This window comes from Anaerovorax odorimutans (genome assembly GCF_024459955.1).
Classification (GTDB): domain Bacteria; phylum Bacillota; class Clostridia; order Peptostreptococcales; family Anaerovoracaceae; genus Hominibacterium; species Hominibacterium odorimutans_A.
Genome location: NZ_JANFXK010000007.1, coordinates 151,152 through 172,002 on the forward strand (window position 1 = coordinate 151,152; position 20,851 = coordinate 172,002).

18 protein-coding genes are annotated in these 20,851 nt (G+C 46.5%); 4 read left to right on the forward strand and 14 right to left on the reverse strand.

Annotated elements, in window-relative coordinates:
* Positions 1 to 4 precede the first annotated feature (4 nt).
* The 4 genes from NE619_RS08115 to NE619_RS08130 form a co-directional block, all read right to left on the reverse strand.
* Complete coding sequence (locus tag NE619_RS08115) at positions 5 to 772, reverse strand: hypothetical protein (protein WP_256131908.1); 768 nt, start codon at positions 770 to 772, stop codon at positions 5 to 7.
* The gene (locus NE619_RS08120) at positions 759 to 1,289 is read right to left on the reverse strand and encodes an RNA polymerase sigma factor (RefSeq protein WP_256131909.1); all 531 of its coding nucleotides are present in this window, start codon (positions 1,287 to 1,289) and stop codon (positions 759 to 761) included. The genes NE619_RS08115 and NE619_RS08120 overlap by 14 nt, the downstream gene beginning before the upstream one ends.
* A gap of 692 nt (positions 1,290 to 1,981) precedes the next feature.
* Positions 1,982 to 2,650: a manganese catalase family protein gene (locus NE619_RS08125; protein ID WP_256131910.1), complete on the reverse strand. Its 669-nt coding sequence runs from the start codon at positions 2,648 to 2,650 to the stop codon at positions 1,982 to 1,984.
* A gap of 110 nt (positions 2,651 to 2,760) precedes the next feature.
* Positions 2,761 to 3,273 carry a pyridoxamine 5'-phosphate oxidase family protein gene (locus NE619_RS08130; protein ID WP_256131911.1) on the reverse strand — a complete coding sequence of 171 codons (513 nt, stop codon included), beginning with the start codon at positions 3,271 to 3,273 and terminating at the stop codon, positions 2,761 to 2,763.
* Between the two features lie 208 nt (positions 3,274 to 3,481).
* Here NE619_RS08130 and NE619_RS08135 point away from each other — a divergent pair, with 208 nt between their 5' ends.
* Positions 3,482 to 3,895, forward strand: a complete 414-nt coding sequence (locus NE619_RS08135) for a DUF3830 family protein (RefSeq protein WP_256131912.1) — start codon at positions 3,482 to 3,484, stop codon at positions 3,893 to 3,895.
* 8 nt (positions 3,896 to 3,903) lie between these two features.
* Here NE619_RS08135 and NE619_RS08140 read toward each other — a convergent pair whose 3' ends face one another.
* Together NE619_RS08140 and NE619_RS08145 are read right to left on the reverse strand one after the other, a co-directional pair.
* Entirely contained in the window at positions 3,904 to 5,367 is a 1,464-nt protein-coding gene (locus NE619_RS08140) for a M56 family metallopeptidase (protein ID WP_256131913.1), read from the reverse strand.
* Complete coding sequence (locus NE619_RS08145) at positions 5,364 to 5,738, reverse strand: BlaI/MecI/CopY family transcriptional regulator (RefSeq protein WP_256131914.1); 375 nt, start codon at positions 5,736 to 5,738, stop codon at positions 5,364 to 5,366. The genes NE619_RS08140 and NE619_RS08145 overlap by 4 nt, the downstream gene beginning before the upstream one ends.
* 265 nt (positions 5,739 to 6,003) lie before the next feature.
* Here NE619_RS08145 and NE619_RS08150 point away from each other — a divergent pair, with 265 nt between their 5' ends.
* Entirely contained in the window at positions 6,004 to 6,279 is a 276-nt protein-coding gene (locus tag NE619_RS08150) for a hypothetical protein (RefSeq protein WP_256131915.1), read from the forward strand.
* Between the two features lie 82 nt (positions 6,280 to 6,361).
* Here the strand turns inward: NE619_RS08150 and NE619_RS08155 are convergent, their stop codons facing one another.
* The 6 genes from NE619_RS08155 to NE619_RS08180 form a co-directional block, all read right to left on the reverse strand.
* Positions 6,362 to 7,990 carry a class I SAM-dependent methyltransferase gene (locus tag NE619_RS08155; protein WP_256131916.1) on the reverse strand — a complete coding sequence of 543 codons (1,629 nt, stop codon included), beginning with the start codon at positions 7,988 to 7,990 and terminating at the stop codon, positions 6,362 to 6,364.
* A 9-nt stretch (positions 7,991 to 7,999) separates the two neighbouring features.
* Positions 8,000 to 10,987 carry an Eco57I restriction-modification methylase domain-containing protein gene (locus tag NE619_RS08160; protein WP_256131917.1) on the reverse strand — a complete coding sequence of 996 codons (2,988 nt, stop codon included), beginning with the start codon at positions 10,985 to 10,987 and terminating at the stop codon, positions 8,000 to 8,002.
* Positions 10,988 to 11,456: 469 nt separating this feature from the next.
* The gene (locus NE619_RS08165) at positions 11,457 to 13,163 is read right to left on the reverse strand and encodes an amidohydrolase (RefSeq protein WP_256131918.1); all 1,707 of its coding nucleotides are present in this window, start codon (positions 13,161 to 13,163) and stop codon (positions 11,457 to 11,459) included.
* 11 nt (positions 13,164 to 13,174) lie between these two features.
* On the reverse strand, positions 13,175 to 13,645 hold the full coding sequence (locus NE619_RS08170) for a DUF3237 domain-containing protein (protein WP_256131919.1): 471 nt from the start codon (positions 13,643 to 13,645) through the stop codon (positions 13,175 to 13,177).
* Position 13,646: 1 nt separating this feature from the next.
* Positions 13,647 to 15,314, reverse strand: coding sequence for an amidohydrolase (locus NE619_RS08175; protein WP_256131920.1), 1,668 nt, complete (start codon positions 15,312 to 15,314; stop codon positions 13,647 to 13,649).
* A 38-nt stretch (positions 15,315 to 15,352) separates the two neighbouring features.
* Complete coding sequence (locus NE619_RS08180) at positions 15,353 to 16,621, reverse strand: MFS transporter (protein ID WP_256131921.1); 1,269 nt, start codon at positions 16,619 to 16,621, stop codon at positions 15,353 to 15,355.
* A 172-nt stretch (positions 16,622 to 16,793) separates the two neighbouring features.
* On the opposite strand from NE619_RS08180, the gene NE619_RS08185 reads away from it, so the two are divergent.
* Positions 16,794 to 17,759: an AraC family transcriptional regulator gene (locus tag NE619_RS08185; protein WP_256131922.1), complete on the forward strand. Its 966-nt coding sequence runs from the start codon at positions 16,794 to 16,796 to the stop codon at positions 17,757 to 17,759.
* A 515-nt stretch (positions 17,760 to 18,274) separates the two neighbouring features.
* On the opposite strand, the gene rpsI is transcribed toward NE619_RS08185, so the two are convergent.
* Both rpsI and rplM read right to left on the reverse strand, forming a co-directional pair.
* Entirely contained in the window at positions 18,275 to 18,670 is a 396-nt protein-coding gene (rpsI, locus tag NE619_RS08190; protein ID WP_256131923.1) for a 30S ribosomal protein S9, read from the reverse strand.
* A 19-nt stretch (positions 18,671 to 18,689) separates the two neighbouring features.
* Complete coding sequence (gene rplM / locus NE619_RS08195; RefSeq protein WP_256131924.1) at positions 18,690 to 19,118, reverse strand: 50S ribosomal protein L13; 429 nt, start codon at positions 19,116 to 19,118, stop codon at positions 18,690 to 18,692.
* A 514-nt stretch (positions 19,119 to 19,632) separates the two neighbouring features.
* Here rplM and NE619_RS08200 point away from each other — a divergent pair.
* Positions 19,633 to 20,742 carry an alanine/ornithine racemase family PLP-dependent enzyme gene (locus NE619_RS08200; protein WP_256131925.1) on the forward strand — a complete coding sequence of 370 codons (1,110 nt, stop codon included), beginning with the start codon at positions 19,633 to 19,635 and terminating at the stop codon, positions 20,740 to 20,742.
* Positions 20,743 to 20,851 lie beyond the last annotated feature (109 nt).

The following is a 20,851-nucleotide window of genomic DNA, read 5'->3' on the forward strand; positions in this document are numbered from 1 at the left end:
GTTTTTACATGGAAACTCCGTCCATATACGCAGGCTTTTTTGCCATTGTTCTAATCTGCCAGGCAAGTCCTGCTATTATAACAATACACACAATGTTCCAAATAAGGACGCTGCTCTGCCCGAAGACTTGCGGCACTATTTGATACAGGGCAAAGAGCGCCGCCATTATGATAATGCTGTAAGCCGCGCAAAGGGCAGGCAGCAATTGATCGCAGGCCAGCCGCATCAATACCATAATTCCCAGCCAAATCACAGAAAAGGGCAGCAGCATGTAGCCTATGGCATTGATGGAAAGCGGCATCTTTAAACTGGCAAGAGCAAAGAATGCCGCCAGCATAATTAGATTGCCGATGCCTGTAATGAGCAGCCTTGCCAATAAAAGTCCCGCAAAGGATACTCTGGACGCCGTCTCCGTTTCGTACATTCCATGGCGGACAGATCTGCACAGATAAGGGATGCCGGTCATGGCCGTTGCCACAGAAGCCAGACTCAGTACGAATCCCAACGGGCCATAACCAGACGCTCCTGCATGCAAGTGAATATCCAGGGTCAGGCAGGTTACGATCAGCACGGCAGCCTGAAGAATCCACAGACTTCCGCCGGCGAACCGGATCTGCCTGATAACAAATTTCCAAAACCCGATTCTTTCCTTTCTATCCTGCTCTCCATAGGCGGCCCGGGCGGCGGCACAGGTTTTTTGCAGAGAGTCCTGTGACCATTCTCCGCGACCGTAATGGCTCAGTTCTTGTTTAAGTTTTTTATTCATATTCATTTTCTTTGCCTCCTTTTCGGAGCTGCCGTTCAATTTTTTTCAGAGCGCTGCGCAGTCTGGATTGGACGGTTCTCAGAGGAAGGCCCGTGACCTGGGCACATTCACGAAGTGTAAGGTCCTGACCGAATCTCAGTATCACCAGCTCCTGTTGGTGCTGAGGCAGATTCCGCACCAGCCGAAGAAAATCTGCTTCATCTTCCGCTTCCTCATATCCCCGTTCCCGCATGGAAAGGTTTTCCGGCAGTTCCTCGGACCGCCGTTTTGTCCTCATGTCAATGCACACATTGGCCGCGATTTTATATAGGTAGGCTTTTACTTTATTTCGATAAGCCATGCGGTCAAAGTAACGGACAAATCGGAGAAACGTTTCCTGCGCCGCGTCTTCTGCGGTCTGCCGGTTCTCCGTATGCCACAGGCAATAGCGGAAAATGTCCGGGTAATAGCAAGCGATCAGCTCATCCAGATATGTCAGATCCCCCTGTTCAATTTTTTTTAGCAGATTCGCTTCTCTTGTCAAAACGGATTCCTCCTGAAAACAGTAAGCTTACTATGGGCCTATAGTTGCGCGCCGGCTGCGTTGCCGCTGCCGGATAAGCACCGTTCTTTAAGCACTTATCATATAATATAACTCATGCCCACAACAAAAATGATTTAATCTCATAAAAAAAGTCATAAAAAAATTTTACCGCTCTTATCCACATTCTTTTTGGCTTTCGCACACCTTTATCCAAAGGCCTATGTGGATAAAATATCCCCGTTATTTGTTTAAATTTCAAGCTTTCTATGTAAATTCCATTTTCATTATCCACAATTTTTTTCTTATCGTAAATTAACGTTCTTTCGATACTTCCCATATATAGCTGACAGCGGGACTTTTCCACAGATCTGGGCTGTTTTTTCTAAATTAAAGCAAAATCAAGGTTTCCCGGCCTCATCATATCCCATTGCAGCACAGTTATCCCTGCTTTTTATCCAAAGACCACATGTGGATAAAAAGCAGAGCAAACCCATTGAAATTACTTGCTTTTTCAGGATATCAACTTTATGTTATCCACATAGTTAACCCGCTTTAACCGCCCGAGGCTGCCGCATCCGCGGCAGTTCCGCAGGACACCCCGACTCCCGGCGCAACAAATTCCACAAAAAAACTGCCGCATTAAATTTTTTATCTAATACGACAGCTCGATAAGGTTATTTCGTTAAAAACACCTACTGGAACGCAGGCGGTTTTCCCGCGATGTTATTCAGCGTTGTATTCTGCGGGGAAGGTTCGGACATACTAAAGTACATCTTTGCTGCCTGGGTGGTTCCGAAATCGCGGTTTGATCCGGTATTCTGAACCTTGTTAAAGGCTTCCCTGAACATTGCGTTATGCGCTTCTTCCCGGTTGAGCAGGAAGTCAATGGTTTCTTTTACCTTTTTATCATCGATCTGACGATAAAGGTATTCGTAAACAACTTTTGCCCGCTGTTCGGAAGCGATGTTGGAAAGCAGATCCGCGCAAAGATCGCCGGTTACAGTCACGTAATCCGCGGTCCAGGAATATCCCGAAGCGTTAATAAGTCCCGGATTCAGTCCCAAAAGCACGTGAGTCTGGATCTCGCCGGCCCCGGTCTTTGTGTAATCCACCTCATGCCCGTTGAGCAGATTGATGGTCTCCGCTACCATTTCCATATGGCCCAGTTCTTCCGCCGCAATGTCCATGAACAGGTCTTTGATTTCAGGATCTTTGATTCGAAAACTCTGTGACATATACTGCATTGCCGATTTCATTTCGCCGTTTGCTCCGCCCAGCTGCTCCTGCAGAAGAGCCGCGTACTGCGGGTTTGGCTTTTCTACGGCTACCGGATGAAACATTTGTTTTTCATGTTTAAACATACATATACCTCCATTTTTTGATTCACTCTTAGCTTTCCCTGAAAAATCAAAAAAACTCCGGCGCAGTATATTTACAGGATTTCTCATGAAGTTTTCCTTTTTTTGTTATTTTAAAACTTGAAATCCTTTGCGGGGCTGCGGCCCTCTTTCACCAGCTCGATGGCTTCCTTTCCCGTCATATGCTCAATCTTTATTTCCACCATGCGAACCTGCCTGAACTGGCTGTCGATCTCTTTTCTGCGGCCCTCTTCAAACTCCGGCGAATACTTTTCAGCCAAAAGCTCCAGCGCCGCTCTTTTCTCCTCTTCATCCGACAGCATCCGCGCCTTTCCGAAAGCAATCACGCTTCGAAAATAAGTGGTGTATTTCTCGGGGACAATCTGGTCTTTGTCAATCACGCAGAAGGAAACTTTGCTGTTCCTCGCAATGGCATCCAGCTTATGCCCTTCTCCCGCACAGTGGAAAAAAATTTTCGAATCCGCATATACATAGCTGAGAGGCACCGCATACGGGTAGTCGTCATCCCCGGCAGCAGCCAGCACGCCGGAAGTTCCCCGTTTCAAAATTTTCACACTCTCTTCCAATGATAATTCCTGTTTTCCTCGTCTCATTTCTCTGAACATATCATCACCTCATCCTTTCTTCAAACGACAATCTGCTTTATTCCTATCAAAAAACACTTGTTATCCACTCCTTCACGAGCCAAACGGAATGAAAAAATGGATTGAAATTTATCTGTGAACGCTATATGATTATTTTAACATTACTGCATATGCGGCGAAAGCCGTTTATCCACTAACTACTGCCCAGAAGTGAGAGAGGAGTCCCATTATGAAAAACGTAGAAATCAAGTCCGGAAAGTTTCGCTTTGTCGGCCGCCTTTTGGAAGAAGAAGCCCCGAAAACCTGCGCGGTCTTTGAAAAAATGCTGCCTTTAAAAAGTCAGTTTATCCACGTCCGCTGGAGCGGGGAAGGCATCTGGATCCCTTACGGAGACACCAGGACTGGCCTTGATTATGAAAACCATACTTCCCATCCGGCGAAGGGAGAAATGCTCCTCTATCCAGGCGGAATCAGCGAAATGGAAATCATCATGTCCTATGGCAGATGCTGCTTTGCCAGCCAGCACGGACAGCTGTCCGGGAATCATTTCCTGACCATCACCGAAGGCCTTGAGGACCTGTACGAATTTGGACGCAAGGTTCTCTGGGAGGGCGCCCAGGAGATTGAGATCAGGCTGATATAACGGCCCGATCAGTCTGCATCAAAAAAGCTTTTGACATAGGCTGCATTCATTTCCGGGGAAATCAGGTAATACTCCATCTGTCCTGTATCCTCATCCTCGACACTGAGGCATCTTCCATTAAAGGAAATGTCCCGCTCTCCCTGCTCTGTCTCCACTTCAAGGCTGAGTGTCGGGGCATCGTCGTAAAAGGATGACAAGCTCCTGTTCAGAAGTTTGTCTGCTTTCAGGCTTTCCAGATAAGCCATCAGCTCTTCGCTGCATGAGGTAAGGGTGTATCCGTCGTCACTGTCGTCCGTATTCGGGTCATCATAATAATACAGCGCAGAAACATCTTCTGCGGCAATGTTGGAGAGAACCAGTGATCCCACAGTCCCACGGTCACTGACAATCGACACACTGCCGTAGCTCATACAGCAGACAAGCATCATGGCAGCCAAAAGCGCAATACCGGTCCGCCGTGCGTGCGGCTGTACAACGGATTTCAGGCGATACCGCAGGGAGCTGGCTGCCGCGGATAGACAGGTGGTAAATCCCCGGGAATTGCCTGCGGTACGCAGCAGAAGTTCCGCATATTGGCGGCGTTCAGAGTCACCGGAATTTTCCAGAACGATTTCATCGCAGGAAAGTTCCAGATCATCGCTGGCTCTGCGGATGGCGATCCATACGAGCGGATTAAACCAGCACATTGCCCGGCAAAAGCTCAGAAAAATTTTGGTATCCACATCGCGCCGCTGGATATGATGGAGCTCGTGGCGGAAAATCAGGCGCAATTCGTCCATCGTATAATAGCGATCAGGCAAAAGTGTGGCCTGCGTTTTTTTAAATATGCCCATGCTCAAAGGTGTTGTAAGCTCCGGACTGCATAAAAGCCGCACCGGTCGTTTATAACGAAGGGCTTTTTTCTCCTGCTCCCATAGCTGCAGAATCCTTTCCTCTTCAATGGGTCGGGCTCCTTTGAGCAGCTTGCGCTGGAAAAGCATTCCGGAAATAATTTCTCCCGCAAATAAGATCACAAAACCTGCCAGCCAGATATAGATGAAAAGGCGCAAAACGATTTCCGGAATATAAAGGACCTGCAGCGGCAGATAAGCGTTCTCCAACAACATAGTCGGCTGAAAGAAAAGAAACACCGGCATCAGCCAGAGCGTAGCGCAGGCTCTGGCGCTGATAAGTTTTCGCAGCAACGGCAAAAAAATCAACAGCGCAATGAAATATGCGCTGGTGCTGATAAAAATATCCAGCGCCATCCCCATAAAATTGGAAGCCCCTTCTTCCCCTGCGATCTCCATCGTAAAAAAAACGAGTATCATAAACGGAAACATCAGCGGGGATATCCACACATATGCTTGTTCGGTATCTCCAATCAGCTTCTCTGTTTTTCCATGCTCTATTTTCCATGAACGGCGGAAGCTAACGCTAAGAATTACGGCCAGAAACACCGCCCACAGAAACCGAATGCCAACCGTCATCATAATTTGTTCCTTTCCAGAAGATCATGAAGCTGCTCCAGTTCTTCTTCACTGATTCCGCTGTCGCACAGTGCGGCAGTAAACGCAGCCAGGGAACCGCCGTAAAGCCGGTCCAGAATGTTTCGGCTTTCAGAGGCACGATATTCCCGTCTGCTGATTCGCGGCGTATAATAATTGGCGCGCCCTTTTTTCTCAATGGAAAGAAAGCCTTTATCGCACAAACGGGTCAAAAGCGTGAGAATGGTCGTCGGCGCCAATCGGTGCGATCTGTTAAGCGCCTTTTCAACTGTTGCCCGCGATACCGGAGGCGTATTGTCCCACACGATCTGCATGACTTCCAGCTCGCTTTCCGGCAGCCGTCTTATCTTGTCCATCCATATCCCTCCCTTCGATTTGAATTTGCTTGATAGGAAAACATCTTCTACATCTGTAGTAATTATATACTACAGATGTAGAAGATGTCAAGATTGCATCGGTTCTCACCGAGCAAATATCAATGGACGCAAAATTCAAAGATTTTGGAGGAGACAGAAGCCTTTTTAGGCGATGTACCTATTTGTTCAACAATGGATTCATTTTGCCTCAGTTGTTGAAGTATTTCCAAGGTTTACGGCCCCTGCGATCGGCTGAGGCCTCATATTGATCAAAGTTTTACGCTCTCATGCCCTGTATCCTTGGAAAAAGTTCAACAAAAGCTCGTTTTTTCGCTGCGTGTTGATGAAAATAGCAATTTACCTTTTAAGCAGGTTTTTATATGCGCCGATTCCCGCAGCGCAGCCCGCTGTTCTTGTAACGAGGCCCCTCCTTGCGACCAAGCAGCCCTTTCGGGAGCAATGGTCGCGGGATTTGCCGGTGAAATCAGAATCCGGTCGCAAACCCGCAGTGGTTTATCTGACCCTGGGCTTTCTCATTTAGCATTAAAGAAATCAAAGAGATCCGCGAAAACGCAAAACGCGCTGCCGCGGATCTTCCAATGTTTCCGGAGTCCAAAAATCATCTAGCTCCTCTTCAATCTTCTGCGCTGCAGCTTTTTCCAAATGTTTCTCGCCGCCGCGCACATAGCTTCATCAATTTGCAGAGATTCCACAAGAATCTCTTTATCCACCAGATTTAAAGCCTGTTCTATATCTTCTCCCTCCCTTACAATTCGATCAACTTCTTTCAATACTTCACGAACTTGCTCTATGGGAACGCAGTCCAAAACAGGCACCAGAATGTTTCCCACCTCGCCCGGCAAAATTTCCAGCACCCCGCCGCCGTAGCTTCGGCCGCAGATTTCCGTAAAGGCAAAGGAAATGCTGTTGTAGTACGACAGGACGATTCTTTCCGGCTCAACCCCTTCCTTAAATTTGACTCTGTGCATGGTATCGGTAGAAACCGCATCGCAGCAGTTGAGTACGAATTTTGGATAAAAATTATTTCTGCGCAGGAAAAAGGCGTCGGGCACCCAGATGGAAGGAATCTGATACCAACGATCTCTGATCCCGCACTTATAGCCCTGGTTGGCTCCGGTCTTTTCACCGAGAGCGATATATTTTCTCTGTTTCTGCGGATATTCCGCAAGGGGTTTGTCAGGAAAGTCGATGAGATAGGCCGCTTTGCCCTGATTTGCGTTTACTTCCCAGTCTCTTTTGTAAAAATAAACGCTATGGGCGTGAGAGCTCCGTCCGATCAACGGGCGCACCACATCTGCCAATCCATACTGATCCACAGTTTCCCGGTCTACGGAAAAATATTTGTTGTTTCCCGTGGTAATGCCCACGTTAATGATCCCGGTATCAGATAATTTCTGAAACCGGTCGTCTTCTTTCAGCTGCGCGATTAAGCGGTTTTCCTTCACTGTCGTAAAATATTTGGTCCACTTTTCATGCACATGGCTCAGCTTTTGAAAGCCATTGGCATTGAGATCCAGGCTGTCCAGGTCGTCTAAATTGTTGAGCTCGACAATTTTTATTCCCCTTTCCTGCCCGCCTTTTTCGCCGATAAAGACGATAACCTCCTGTTCAATTCCCGGGAAAACCAGTTCTTCGAAGGTCAGCAAAGTGATCTTGGACAATTCGTTGGATAAAAACAGCCTCAGATCCTCCGCATATGCCACTTGCAGGATTTCCGCAGGAATGACAAAGGCAATTTTCCCGTTTTCCGCAAGCATACGGACGCAGGCCACCATAAAACCGACCCAGGTATTAATCAGCTTATTGGATTTCATGCCATGGGCCGTGAGGATGCTTGACATCTCTTCTCTCTGTTTTTCTTCCAGATACTGATAGCGAATGTACGGCGGATTTCCCAGGATAAAATCATATTTCTTTTTCTTCTTATTTTTATGATAAAACTCAAAAAAATCCTGATTCAGCACTTTTACCTTCAAGTCCCCGGGCAGCTTTTTCTTCAGTTTTTCGGTTTCCTTCTTTTCAATTTCAACGGCAGTCACCGCATGCCGTTCATCCAGGAAACCGGCGGCAATTAACGCATCGACAAAAACACCATCTCCGCAGCTGGGTTCTAAGATGGTTTTTATTGATCGGTCCTCTTTAAAAAAGCCCACCATTTTCTCGGCCAGTTTAAGGGGAGTATAGTATGCACCCCTTAATTTCTGTTCTGAACTGTCTTCTTTTAATATCATGCTCCGCCCCTAAAATTGAAATTTGTAGATCTTCGTGATATTCTCTTCAATCTGCTTCATCAAATTTTCTTTCTCGTTTCGTATTACTTCCGTTGTCGCTTTGTCCTGCTTTAATTCCAAGGCTTCGTTCAGTTGATAAATTCGTTTTGAAGCCTTTACTACGGCTTCGTACCGGTCTCTCTGGCTCTCATCATTAAAATCCAGATCCACAAAGGGAATCCGCTTTAAGAGATACGTTCCTCTGGCAGTAAAGCCGCCCTCGAAATCGCTTCCCATAATCTGAAAAAGCTTTTCCGTATACGGATGATTCAGCCACGCCTGAATATAGGCCAGATCATATTTGCAGTCCGGCGGAGTTGCTATTGCGCAGTAGCCTGCCGTGCCGCCGGATGCGATAAGCATATCGTTTTTATCATAAGCATACATGGGCGCTTTGCTTAAAACCCGCACAATCAGCTTGGGCGTATTGATAAAGGCAGTCAGCGCCTGTGTCCTTCCGTACTGATGCCAGGTATCCGGGGCAGCATTTTTAATATCCCTGCCCACACCTCCGTTGAGACACTTTGGCACCAGCAGCTCGTAGCAATCCAGTAAATATTCATATGTCCCCGGATATTTGCTCTTCATCGTATCGAGATCGATCAGGCTGCCGTCTGTGTTATATGGAAAGATAATATGCTTGTCTGTTTTTAAGAGGGAATAGGTATCCATTCCCTTTTCATCTGCTTTTGTCGGTTTAAAGTAAGGTTTTAAAATGTCCTTTTCAATATGGTATTCCCCTTGGAACTTCCCAACAATTAATTCCTCGTCTGTTTCCGAAAGGATCTCATCCCTGCCGAACCAGTACACCGGCTCAGGGCGTTCGGCGCTCGTCTGAATTCCGTTAAAAATATCCGCCACCTCGCCCAGCGGCCGCCCCTGCCCTTCCACCCGGGCAATCATCTTCATAAATTCCAGATCCGTTGACAGACGCCAGGGAAAGGAATCCAGCGTTTTATTCTCTATGGTGATGCTTTCCTGCGTTTCCCCGGCCCAAAGCTCTGTCACAGAATCCACCCGTGCATATTTGAGCTTCGCAGCCGGCTCCCTGTGCGCCAAAATGATCGAGCTGTAAATCGTTTTATCCGGGAAAAGCTGCATATCGCCAAAATCATCGATCTCTGCAATATGCGCGGACAGCAGCTTTCTCAATTCCCTGCCTGCGCCGATTTTATAAAATTTATTGGGCACAATGTAGCAAAGCCTGCCATCTTCTTTCAGCAGACTGAAAGCTTTTTCAATAAACAGATAGTATTTATCGAATTGTTTGTAAGCGCTCTTATATTTTCTCTTATAAATCCCGAACTCACATCCCGTTTCCAGGCCGTGAATATCCTCCGTCTTGACATAGGGTGGATTTCCCAGGATAATATCAAATCCCCGGCCTTCGTTAACCGATTCCCATTCAAAAGGCTTTATTTCACGAAGCATCTCAATAGAAGCGTCTTCCTCGCCTATGTCAGCCCGCGCAACCAGAGAATTTCCATTTTTAATGTTCCGGGTCAGATCCGGCAGTATGGGAACGCACTGGCTGACTGAGGCAGGAGTTTCATCTTCAATGAGTTTGATGAGCAGGGAAAACTTGCAGACCTCCACTGCATGCATGTCGATATCAACCCCATAAACGCAGCTGGTCAAAATATCCTTTTTATCGGTCAGCGGCAGCTTTCGCCTGCCATTGCTCAGCTCGATTAAATATTCCGGCTTATGCTCCGCGTACCACGCAGCACAATAGTCGATCAGAAATTGATAAGTTTCTTCCAGAAAAACTCCTGAACCGCAGGCAATATCCGCGATTTGAAGTTCTTTAACCTCTTCCGGCGTTTTTCCCTGACAGACCGGCTGCAAGGTATTCTTCACCATGTACTTGACGATTTCAACAGGTGTTGATACGACGGAACGGTACTTGTATTCCTTTTTAGCGGACAGGGCAATCTGCCCGTCTTCCAAAATGAGGCTCTCCGCCAAAAAAGCTTCATATATTTTACCCAGGATTTCCGGCTCAATAATATTGAACAAATATGGCGACTGCGGATAATACAGGGAGAGAATCATCCCGAAGGTAATTTCATTGCTCAGATCAAAGATAATCGTTTCTCCGGAAAACAGTCCGGAATTATACCGCTTATCCACTTCCCTGAATAGTCTCGTCAGGGAGTCCTGCAGTTCCTCCTTATTGCGGGCGGCATCCTTCAGGCTCCTATACAGAGGCAGGTTCCGGTCTTCGCAGATCCGCAGGAAGATAATCTGGTTGATAAACTCCTGAACCGCATCGTTTAATACATCAATGTCTCTGTAGGTTTCATATTTTTCATACAAATATTTGCCGATTGCCAGTCTCCATTCATTGATCTGCCGCAAAAAGGTTTCGTCCACCTCCGCGGAAAATCGTTCCGCGTTTTGAAAGTTCTCGCCGGTGAATTGATCGAATTCTCCCGAATAGACCGCATCCCTGGAAATTAATGCCGCTATCTCTGAAAACTTTTCGGGATATTCGAGATAATGGTATTTTCGAAACAGGGATGTGCTGGCGGTGTCTCCCCCTTGAGGCCTGTTGGTGGTGTCATAAATCAGCATATATTCAAAGTTGGTCAATATGGATAATTTATGCTTTGCGTTCCAGCCATAGCGCCTTGCCTGAGCGGCCGGCGACGGATCTGCCGTTATATCCACGGCAGGCTTTTTCGCCTCCATAAACATTTTCGAAACGCCGTTTAAGGTCAATGTGTAATCCGGCCGTTCATTTTCATTGGAAAACTTTTCTACCACAACCTCTCTGTACTGCGGCGCTGTTCCATTTTTATTATGTACGTCCCAGCCAAAGCACTCCAGCAGCGGGCTGATAAACTCATCCCTGCAATTCTGCTCGTTGTAGCTGGCGGAGTCTTTATAATATGCACGGCTTTTTTCATATTGCTCTACTAATCGTTTCAGCTCTTTATCATCCATAGATTTCATCCCTGCGGCGCCCCCTGCGATCGTTCTGAATTTCTTATTATTATACCATTCTCCGCCCTCCAGAACAAGCGTTCTCTCCTTTAATCATTCAACCCATTTTATCATATCTGTAAATACTCTGTCATTAGGGAATCGGCTCCCATGAAAAGCTCTCCAAAATGCAAATTGCTATTTTTATCAACATGCAGCGAAAAATCAGGTTCTTGTTGGACTTTTTCCAAGGATACAGAGCATGACCGCACAAAAACTCAATCCATATGCGACTTTGAACAGGAGAAGATGCTATAAACCTTGGAAATACCTCAACAACAAAGCCAAAATGAACCCGTTGTTGAAGAAATGGGCATATTGTTAAATTTTACCAATGTGCCCATTAATCTAAAAAAGCGGCTAAATATCAATAGAAACTATCTAATTACATCCTTTTGATAGTTTCTATCGAAAATCTGCCGCTCTTTTCCTAAGAATCTTATTTAACCTGTTCACCCTTAAGGATAAATTTATCAACTTTCATTTCACCGATGTCCATTGGCTCTGCGTCCTCGATGGCGCCGCTTAGAATTACAAAATCGGCGGATTTGCCGGCCTCAATGGTCCCGGTAACATCTTCGGTGAACATCTGATACGCTCCCGAAAGGGTATAGCTTTCTATCATATCGTTGAGAGACATGAGGTCCGCTGTGGGATCGTCCTCTGGCCCGGAAATAATGCCCTTATATTCCTCATAGTGCTCCGATTCCTTCGGCGTTGTCCTCGTCATGCCGACCTGGATGCCTTTCAGCGGGTCGATTTCCACTGTAATGGGAAAATCGGTTCCCGAGGCCATGACAGCCCCGGCTTTCTTCATTCTGCCGATGGGATACTGGTTGTACATCCGCTCTCTTCCCAGCAGCGGAAGCACAAACATCATGGAAAAATAATCGATGATCGGCCATGTGGGCTGAATGGATCCGACCACATTGAGCCTCGCCATTCTTTCAATGTCGCCGTCATCAATGTTCATAATGTGAGCAATGGAATTTCTCCTGCCCCTTACGCCGTTTTCTTCTATGTATTCATAGGCATTGAGGGTCTGCTTTACAGCCGCGTCTCCCATGGCGTGAACGTGGATCTGGTAGCCGCCTTTTGCCAGCAGCAGAAAAGCCTGCTTCATTTCCTCCTCGGTCCATTGGGGAAAACCTCTGTATTCCGGCGGATATCCCATTTCCTTGAGAACCTGCGCTTCAAAGGGCTCGTTCATGTAGAAAGTAAAGCCGCCGCCATCGCAGAAAAATTTAACGGTTTCAATTTTGAAGTCGTCGCCAACATCGTATTTCCCCTTATCCTTTACCATCTGCTCAAACTGATCGAAGGGCCGGGACAGATCCGCCAAAAGCGCCGTTCTTACCCGAATCTTTAGTTCTCCCGATTCCGCCAGCTCCTTGTATGCGGCCAAAGCGTTTTCCGTCGCATAGGCGTCAAAGATTCCCATCAGCCCATGGGGAAAGGCCTGTTCCTTCTGGAAATTTAGGATCCCGGCTTTGTATTCTTCTACGGAAAAGTCAATTAAAGGAAGCTTGTCTATCAGCATGCAAATTGCGGAAAGCTCCTGGAATAAGCCGGTAGGGTTTCCGTCCGCGTCCCGGCTCATCATGCCATTCCTGGGAGTAGGGGTATCCTTGGTGATTCCCGCCATCTCCAGAGCTTTGGAATTGACCAGTACGCTGTGGTGATCGAATGACCTGAGCATCACCGGCCTGTCGGCGCACACCAATTCATCGATTTCATGGCAGGTAGGCGTCCCTTCCGGATCCAGCTGGAAGGCGGCGGGCGTCCAGCCAGTAGCCCTTATGATAGGAAGGTCAGGATTCTCCTCCGCATATTCTCTGACAGGCTCCAGGTTCCTTTCAATATAGGCCCGGCGGCTTTCACCTTCCTGACGATCAATGCCGTAAATAAGCTTTGTCGCATAAAGCTCCGTACACATGGTCGCGTGGAGGTGCGCGTCCACAAAGCCCGGAAGAATGCTGCACTCTGCCGCGTCTATTATTTTTGTATCCTCCCCTATGTAGGTTTCCACAGCCGCATCTTTTCCGACGAAAACAAATTTCCCATCCTTTACTGCGGCTGCGGTGTTGCCGAGGCTTTTACCCCCATCAAATATTCTTCCGTTTTTTACAACTAAATCTGCTTTCATTTGCAATCTCCTTAAACCAGTTTGTAAGCGTCCAGACAGACATTGCCGTCGGGAGTTATAACGGATACTGCTACTGCCACGATTTCATTGAGCCAGCTATACTTTTTTTCGCCTGCCGTAAATCGGATCGTCTGCCGGAAATAATAATCGGCGTTATCTCCATCACCGGACCCTGTCATATCTTCATAGTCCATAATCAATTTCCCGCTGCATTCAACGGAAATATAGGCACCGTCATCGGTTTTCAGCAAGTATTTTGTGTTCAGCTCGTTGATGGTATCACTGTGAAGCAACCCCCAATCTCCGCCAAAATCCAGTATTTCCCCATTGATCGCGCCTTCAAAGCTGCCGCCTGTGACTGCCACGATTTCCCGGTAGCCGCCTCCGGCTTCTCCCAAAGGAAATGGGTCGCTCAATAACACTTCGGCTCTGAAAAGTTTTTCAAAATCAGGTGTCGGTAATTCGTAATCTTCCAGTCTCATTCTACAACGCTCCTTTTACCGTTTTCCCCTCAAATATTACGATGTCCGCTTTAATTTTAGAAATATCTTCGGGTTTACATTCAAATATGTTATCGCTCAGTATGCAGAGATTTGCCATTTTCCCTGGTGTCAGGCTGCCTGTTTTGTCAGCGAAGCCCATTCCCAGGGCATTGTTGATCGTATATCCACGCATCAGATTTTCTACTGAGATGCATTCTGACGCAGGTTCTCTGATTTGCCCGGGCCTCTGGGGATCGGTTCTCGTATGTCCGATTTGAATGCCTAAAACCGGATTTGCTAAAGGAAGTCCTTCTTCATCCACAATGTCCGAAGAATAGTTCACCACAGCGCCCGACTCAATCATTTCATTAAATGCATACATGGAGTTATATCGCTTCTCTCCCAGATATTGCTTTGCACCGTCTCCAAAGAAACCGCCTGCCCACGCAGGTGTAAAGTTGATGTATACACCCAGCTCCGCCGCACGTCTGCGGTCATCGGGATGGGTCAGCTCACAGTGGAGAAGCGTGACCCTGATGCTGAAAGCTCTGCCTTTTTCGTTTTCATTTTTGCGGGCGTGTTCTACGGCATTGAGCGAAGCACGGAAGGCCCGATCTCCCACTAAATGGATCTGTATATTGATATTTTCCTGGTTAAGCCGTTCAAAAACAATGGTCAGCTGGTCCTCCGACATATTCATTTTACCATAGTTGTGCGGGTCATGAACAAATGGTTCGATCACGGCGCCTGTACCCAGTTCATTGGTCCCGTCTAAAAAGTATTTGATTGTATCAACGTAAATATAGTCATCGGCATATTTATCATGCCACTCTTTTGCGGTTCGAATGGTTTCTTCCAGGTCGCTGAAATTGTTCATCAAGGGCATACCGTGATAGTAATGATTGAGCCGACCCTGATTTTTCAACTCCCGCAGCCCTGCAAAGACGTCCTCCGATTCCGTAAAGCCATCGAGGATTCCGCATACCCCGTAATCGGTAAACCGCTCGAGTATGGGGGCCAGCGTCTCGGGATCCGCCTCTGAAGGCGGTTCCCAGTTGAGCTTTTCGTACATTTTGTCAATATCGTGCCGGAATTCAAATGCTCGTTCCTCTACGATGCCATTGGGCACATTTCCTTCAAAGCGCTCATAATTGCAGGAGGTTGAAGGGTCGTAGGGCACAGTTTCATCAATCTCCATCAGCTCCAGCATTTTGCTGTTCAAAAGACAGCGGTGGAAATTCATGTCGCATAACAATACCGGTCTGTCCGATACATATTTATCCATAAAATACCGGTCCGCGTACTCCGCATCCATCAAATGGGTCGGGCATGAATACGCATATATGTAAGGGACTTCCTCCTTTGGATACTCCAATGCGTATTCTTTAACGATTTCCATGATCTCATCGATGGACTGGTATTCCCGCTGTTCCAGCAGCAGGCACCATAAGGTCTTGGCTGCCGATACGATATGGGTATGGCTGTCCAGAAAGGCGGGTATAATGAGCTTTCCTCCGGCATCCACTTCGTCCACGTCATCCTCAGCAAGCTTCTCATTGTATGGACCGACATAATCGATGCGTTTTCCTTTTATGACAATGCAGTCCGCCCAGGGCCGCTGCTCATCGGCGGTCCAGACTTTTGCGTTTTTTATTAAATAATTTTTCATTTCTCTTCTCCCCCGAAACTAGCATATATTTCATTCCTTTAGGCTGCATATTTGTTTTTCCTGGAAGTGGCAACTGCTCTCATAATACTTGCAATTACCAGTATGCCGGCCATTACCAGCCACGGAACCTTGTATCCGCCCGTTACGTCAAACATTGTTCCGACGATGGCCGCTCCGAAAATTCCGCCAACAGCAATCAGCATGTTCATGTAGCTGATAAACTTGTGGATTTCTTTTTCGCCGCAAATGTAGGCCATAATCAGCGGAGATACTGTGTTAACCGCAGGAACTCCAAAGGCGTATAAGATGATGGAAGGATACATCAGTCCCGGCATATCCGCTACCATCGCGTATCCCAAAGTCCCCAGCGCAAAGAACGCGCATGTAGCCACTGCTCCGAACCGTACGCCAAATTTGTCTATGGCCCATCCTACTATGAGGTTCGTTCCAATCATGATTACGGAAATCAAAGAGGAAATAAAGGTTGCGATTGTCGGTGATTTACCGGCCATGATGAAGGTTGGAATACCGTGCTGCAGCATGGAGCTGGATGCCAGCACCAGCAGTACGCAGGAAATCAGCGCCACCCAAACAGCCGGTTTTCTCAGACCTTCCTTCGCCGTATATCCGGGAATGGCATTGGGGTCTACAGGGCCCGCTTCAACAGCTTCCTCAGCGTCGCCCATCCGGGCAACACCTTTATCCGCAGGACTCCACACAGCAAATTTAGCCATCAGCGGCAGACAGATCAGAATACCGGCCGCGCAAAAGAGGTAGCCCCCTCTCCATCCGCTGCGCATGATTATCATATTCAGGATATTTATGACGCCCATGCCAATCAGCGAAATTCCCGCAATGTAGAAGCTCATCGCTTTACCTCTGACTTTCGGTCCGAACCAGTTGCTTACCAGAATCGTACATGGCGTCATCGTACACGCTCCAAAGCAGATACCCTGTAAAACAGCTAACGCATAGAAATGCCATATCTGCGTGCTGAACGAGAAACCCACGAAGGATAGTACACCCAGGGTCCCTGTGATAATCATGATCTTCTTAATATTGTTTTTGTTGAGCTTTCTTGAAATAATGTATAACGTAATAATATTTGCTACCGATAAAATGGAAATGTAGAATGAAAATGCTCCCACAGGAATTCCCAATTCGGTTGTTACAGGAAGCATAAATACTCCAGATGTGGAAATGATTCCGTTATAAATCAGTGTTCCGATCAATGCCGATACGATGAGGATGTACCAGCCAAAATAAATTTTGCCGTTTTCGTCCCTTAACTTCATTTTGTTCGTCATAACAATTTCCTCCTATAAAGATTTTCGAGCCGCTCTTAATTTATAGCTTAATCGTACTCTTACACTGATTTGGTAACAACCGTCATTTTTTGTTTTTATTCATTAGATTTTAATAAGATTTGACGTCATTTAGACTTTTGGATATAATGCCCTTATATTGAGGAGGCCTTTTATGCGTAAAATCAACAAGATCATGGATATCGCGGACCAGCCTATCGATTACATAAATGATTCGGCCGTTTCCATAGAGATATGCGATATTCGCCATAGCTCCGTGCATTTTCATGAGTCTGCCGTGGAATTGATATATTGTCTGGAAGGAGAAGTCTCGATCCATTGCAATCATGAGTTTGTCACCCTGAAAAAGGGGCAGATCTTCACTGTGGATTTTGAGGATATCCATTGCCTCTATTCGGATATCAGCAACTTGCTTATCATCTTCCATATCGACCTGCACAAGCTTGAAAAACCCTGGAGCTTTCTTCAGTATGTGTATCTGGCATGTGAAGATAACAGCTGCGAACCCTATCAAAAAGCGCCCCTCCAGCAAATAAAAAATATGGTTCTCGCTGCCGCCTACCTTTATACGAAAAGGGGCACCCTCACCGATGCCGAAATGCGGACGGTCTCCAATCGAATCGTAAATATTCTGCTGGACTATTTCGACTGGTTTAATTATATCAACATTTATCCCAACAAAAACGATGAGCTGAGGGAAAGGTTCCAGGCCGTTTCCGCATACTGCCAAAATAACCATACGCGGAAAATTACCATCGCGGAGCTGGCGGAAAAGGTTCATATCAACGAAAACTATCTGTCCCAATTCATCCGCAAATCGCCATTTGGCAGTTTCAGCAACATGATCGGGTACATCCGCTGTTTTGCCGCCCAGACATTACTTCTCACTACGGAGCTGTCTGTCATAGATATTTCCAACCGCTGCGGGTTTTCAGACGACAAATATTTTTATAAGCACTTTAAGCTTGCCTGGGGAAAGACGCCGAAAGAGCATCGGCAATGGTATAAGGATTATATACAGGCGGAAGACCGGATCACTGCGATTTCCAAATCCCAGGCCTATAAAATCCTCGAGCCCTACGCGGCTGAATATTTCGCAGCGCATATTTTATTGGAGTAGGCGCATATTTGAAGCGTAAGAGAAAAGATGGGACTGTCCCATTAAAAAATAAAACTTCTTAATGGGCTGCGGGTAAGCGAGAAACCTGGCTGATCCTGCTCGTATAATACTATTCTGACCGGATTGTATCGGCGTTGCCGTAAGGTTGAATATCGTATAACAAAAGTTATCCAGATTCGCTTCTTTTAAGAAAAATATGGATAACTTTGCAACGGTCTTGGCTCTTCATTTTTTAAAATCAGGCCATTTAGCGGGAAATGGTCTAAAACAGGCTTTCCCAGGCCACAACTTTTATCCATAAAGGCGTTTTTTCTGCTTAAAATGGATACGAAACCCCAAATATGGAGAGCTACATCCAGTCCTGAACTTCTGACCCGCATCCAAACAAATGGCGGCATTCAGGTTTTATCAACTGATTTTTTCAAGATTTTTTCAACAAAATACCCCCGATTCCAAGGGTTGGAATTCGGGGGTTTCCACACGAATGTGATTTGAGCAGTACATCCTCGCCGTGATTATCTCTTTGAGAACTGGCTTGCTCTTCTGGCTTTTTTGAGACCGTATTTCTTTCTTTCCTTCATTCTGGAGTCTCTTGTCAAGAATCCGGCAGCTTTCAGAGGAGCTCTGTAAGCGTCTCTGTCTACTTCACAAAGGGCTCTTGAGATACCGTGTCTCAGGGCTCCGGCCTGGCCTGTGTATCCGCCGCCTGTTACTGTGGCGATTACATCAAACTTGCCTTCGCATCCTGCGATCTCAAAAGGTCTCTTAACCTCTCTTTTTACGATTTCCATTGCCAGGTAATCGTCCAGAGGTTTTCCGTTTACTGTCACGTTTCCAGTACCAGGGATTAATCTCACTCTAGCAACTGAAGACTTTCTTCTTCCTGTTCCGTAATATTGCGTTTTTGCCATTGTTCAATTCCTCCCTTCTCTAAATATCCAAAACTTCTGGTTTCTGAGCCGCATGATCGTGTTCCGGTCCTGCGTAAACCTTCAGCTTTTTATACATCTGTCTGCCGAGTTTGCCGTTTGGCATCATGCCTTTGATTGCATGTCTTACAACTTCAGTCGGATGTTTTTCCATTAACTGCTCGAAAGTGACCTCCCGGAGACCGCCCGGATATCCGGTGTGTCTCTTATAGATCTTTTCTTTTCTCTTCTTGCCTGTCACTTCCACTTTGTCAGCATTGATGATGATAACGTAATCACCGCAGTCAACGTGAGGTGTGTAAGTCGGTTTGTTCTTTCCTCTTAAGATAGCTGCAACCTGTGAAGCCATTCTACCGAGGTTCTTGCCTTCTGCGTCTACAACGTACCATTTACGTTCAACTTCATGAGGCTTTGCGATAAATGAACTCATTTTTCCTCTTTCCTTTCTACCTACTGGGATTCTGATGAATCTGGTTCGGCCCTGTCTACTGGGATTCTGGCGAATCTGGTTCGACGAACTAAAACTTCTTTTTAGCCGCGCTCGCTCCGGACGGATTTCCCATCCTGCTCACACGAAAATTGTGCCAGCGTTTGTGACACGAGGATATTTTACACTTCCTGGCCCTGAAAGTCAAAGGTTTTTGCAGCTTTTAGGCATTTTCTTTTGATTTCAGGTCAAGTTTCCGCAAATCAGCCCAAAATGGTTATCATGCTTACAACTTCCGCAGCGACAGTTGCCGGAACGTTTAATTTCTCAAAACGTGTAAAAAACGACCATATTTCGTATAAAATCCTGCCCTCTTTCAATCATGAAAAATACAGCTTTAAAGCCATAGCTATGTAGAAACCTACACCGGAAAAAGCAATAACGTGAATTATCCGACAATTGTAAAAGCTTTTTTCCAGGACTAGAATTATAGGAACAAAAAGGAGGTGAAACAGCGATGAATTCAAACAGTATCACAAATGCGCCATACCCGAGACTGGTGGTTGACCTAAAAAAACTCAGGCACAATATCGATGTCGTTTTAGACAATTGCAGTCAGGCAAATATAAGTGTCTGCGGAGCGATCAAAGGCTTCAATGGCCTTCCAAAAGCCGTTGAAGAATTTGCCGAAGCCGGTTTCAGCCAGCTGGGAACATCCCGCATGCGGACGATAAAAGAGCTTACTATGCTTGGCATCCAGGCTAAGTATCTGCTCCTCAGAGTACCGATGCTCAGTGAAGCAGACGATGTCGTGAAATATGCGAATGTCAGCCTGAACAGCGATATCCAGGTAATCAGGGCACTGAATGATGCGGCCGCTAAAGCGGGAACGTCCCATGAGGTGATTCTTATGTCAGACCTGGGCGATTTACGCGAGGGCTTCTGGGACCAGGAAGAGCTGCTTGATTGTGCCGAAGTTGTCGAAAAAGAGCTGGACAATATCGTTCTCAAAGGCGTGGGCACAAACCTGGGATGCTATGGCTCGATTAAGCCCACTGTCACAAAAATGAATGAACTGATATCAATCGCAGAGCTTGTGGAAAAACGAATCGGACGAAGGCTGGAAATCATTTCGGGAGGAGCAACCAGTTCCTACGTACTTGTTCTGAACCAATCCATGCCGGAGAGAATCAACCATCTGAGAATCGGGGAAGGAATCCTGAACAATTACGATTTGCCGGAAATATGGGGCCTTGATATAGAGAACATGTATCAGGATGTTTTTACGTTCGAGGCCGAAGTAATTGAGGTAAGGGATAAACCGTCCCACCCGGTTGGGGAGATCTGCATCGATTCTTTCGGCAGAAAGCCCGAATACACGGACAGAGGAATTCGAAGGAGAGCGCTTCTGGCAGCCGGCAAGCTTGACTTTGCCCTTAATGACAAAATATTTCCCCAGATGGAAGGCGCAACGGTAATTGGGTCCAGCAGCGACCACATGATTCTCGACATTGAAGACAGCAAAGAAGAAGTCAAAGTTGGAGACATAGTCACATTTCATGTAAGCTATCCCTCAATGATGTATTTGAGCAATGATAAGTATGTGAATGTAATTTATAACTTGTGAGCCACGTCGAACAAGTTTCAACTATTTTGTACCTTGCGGCGAAGCCGTTTCAATTGGTCAATATGTTATACGATTCTGCCAATTTGTACGGCCTTGCCGTAAGGTGCAG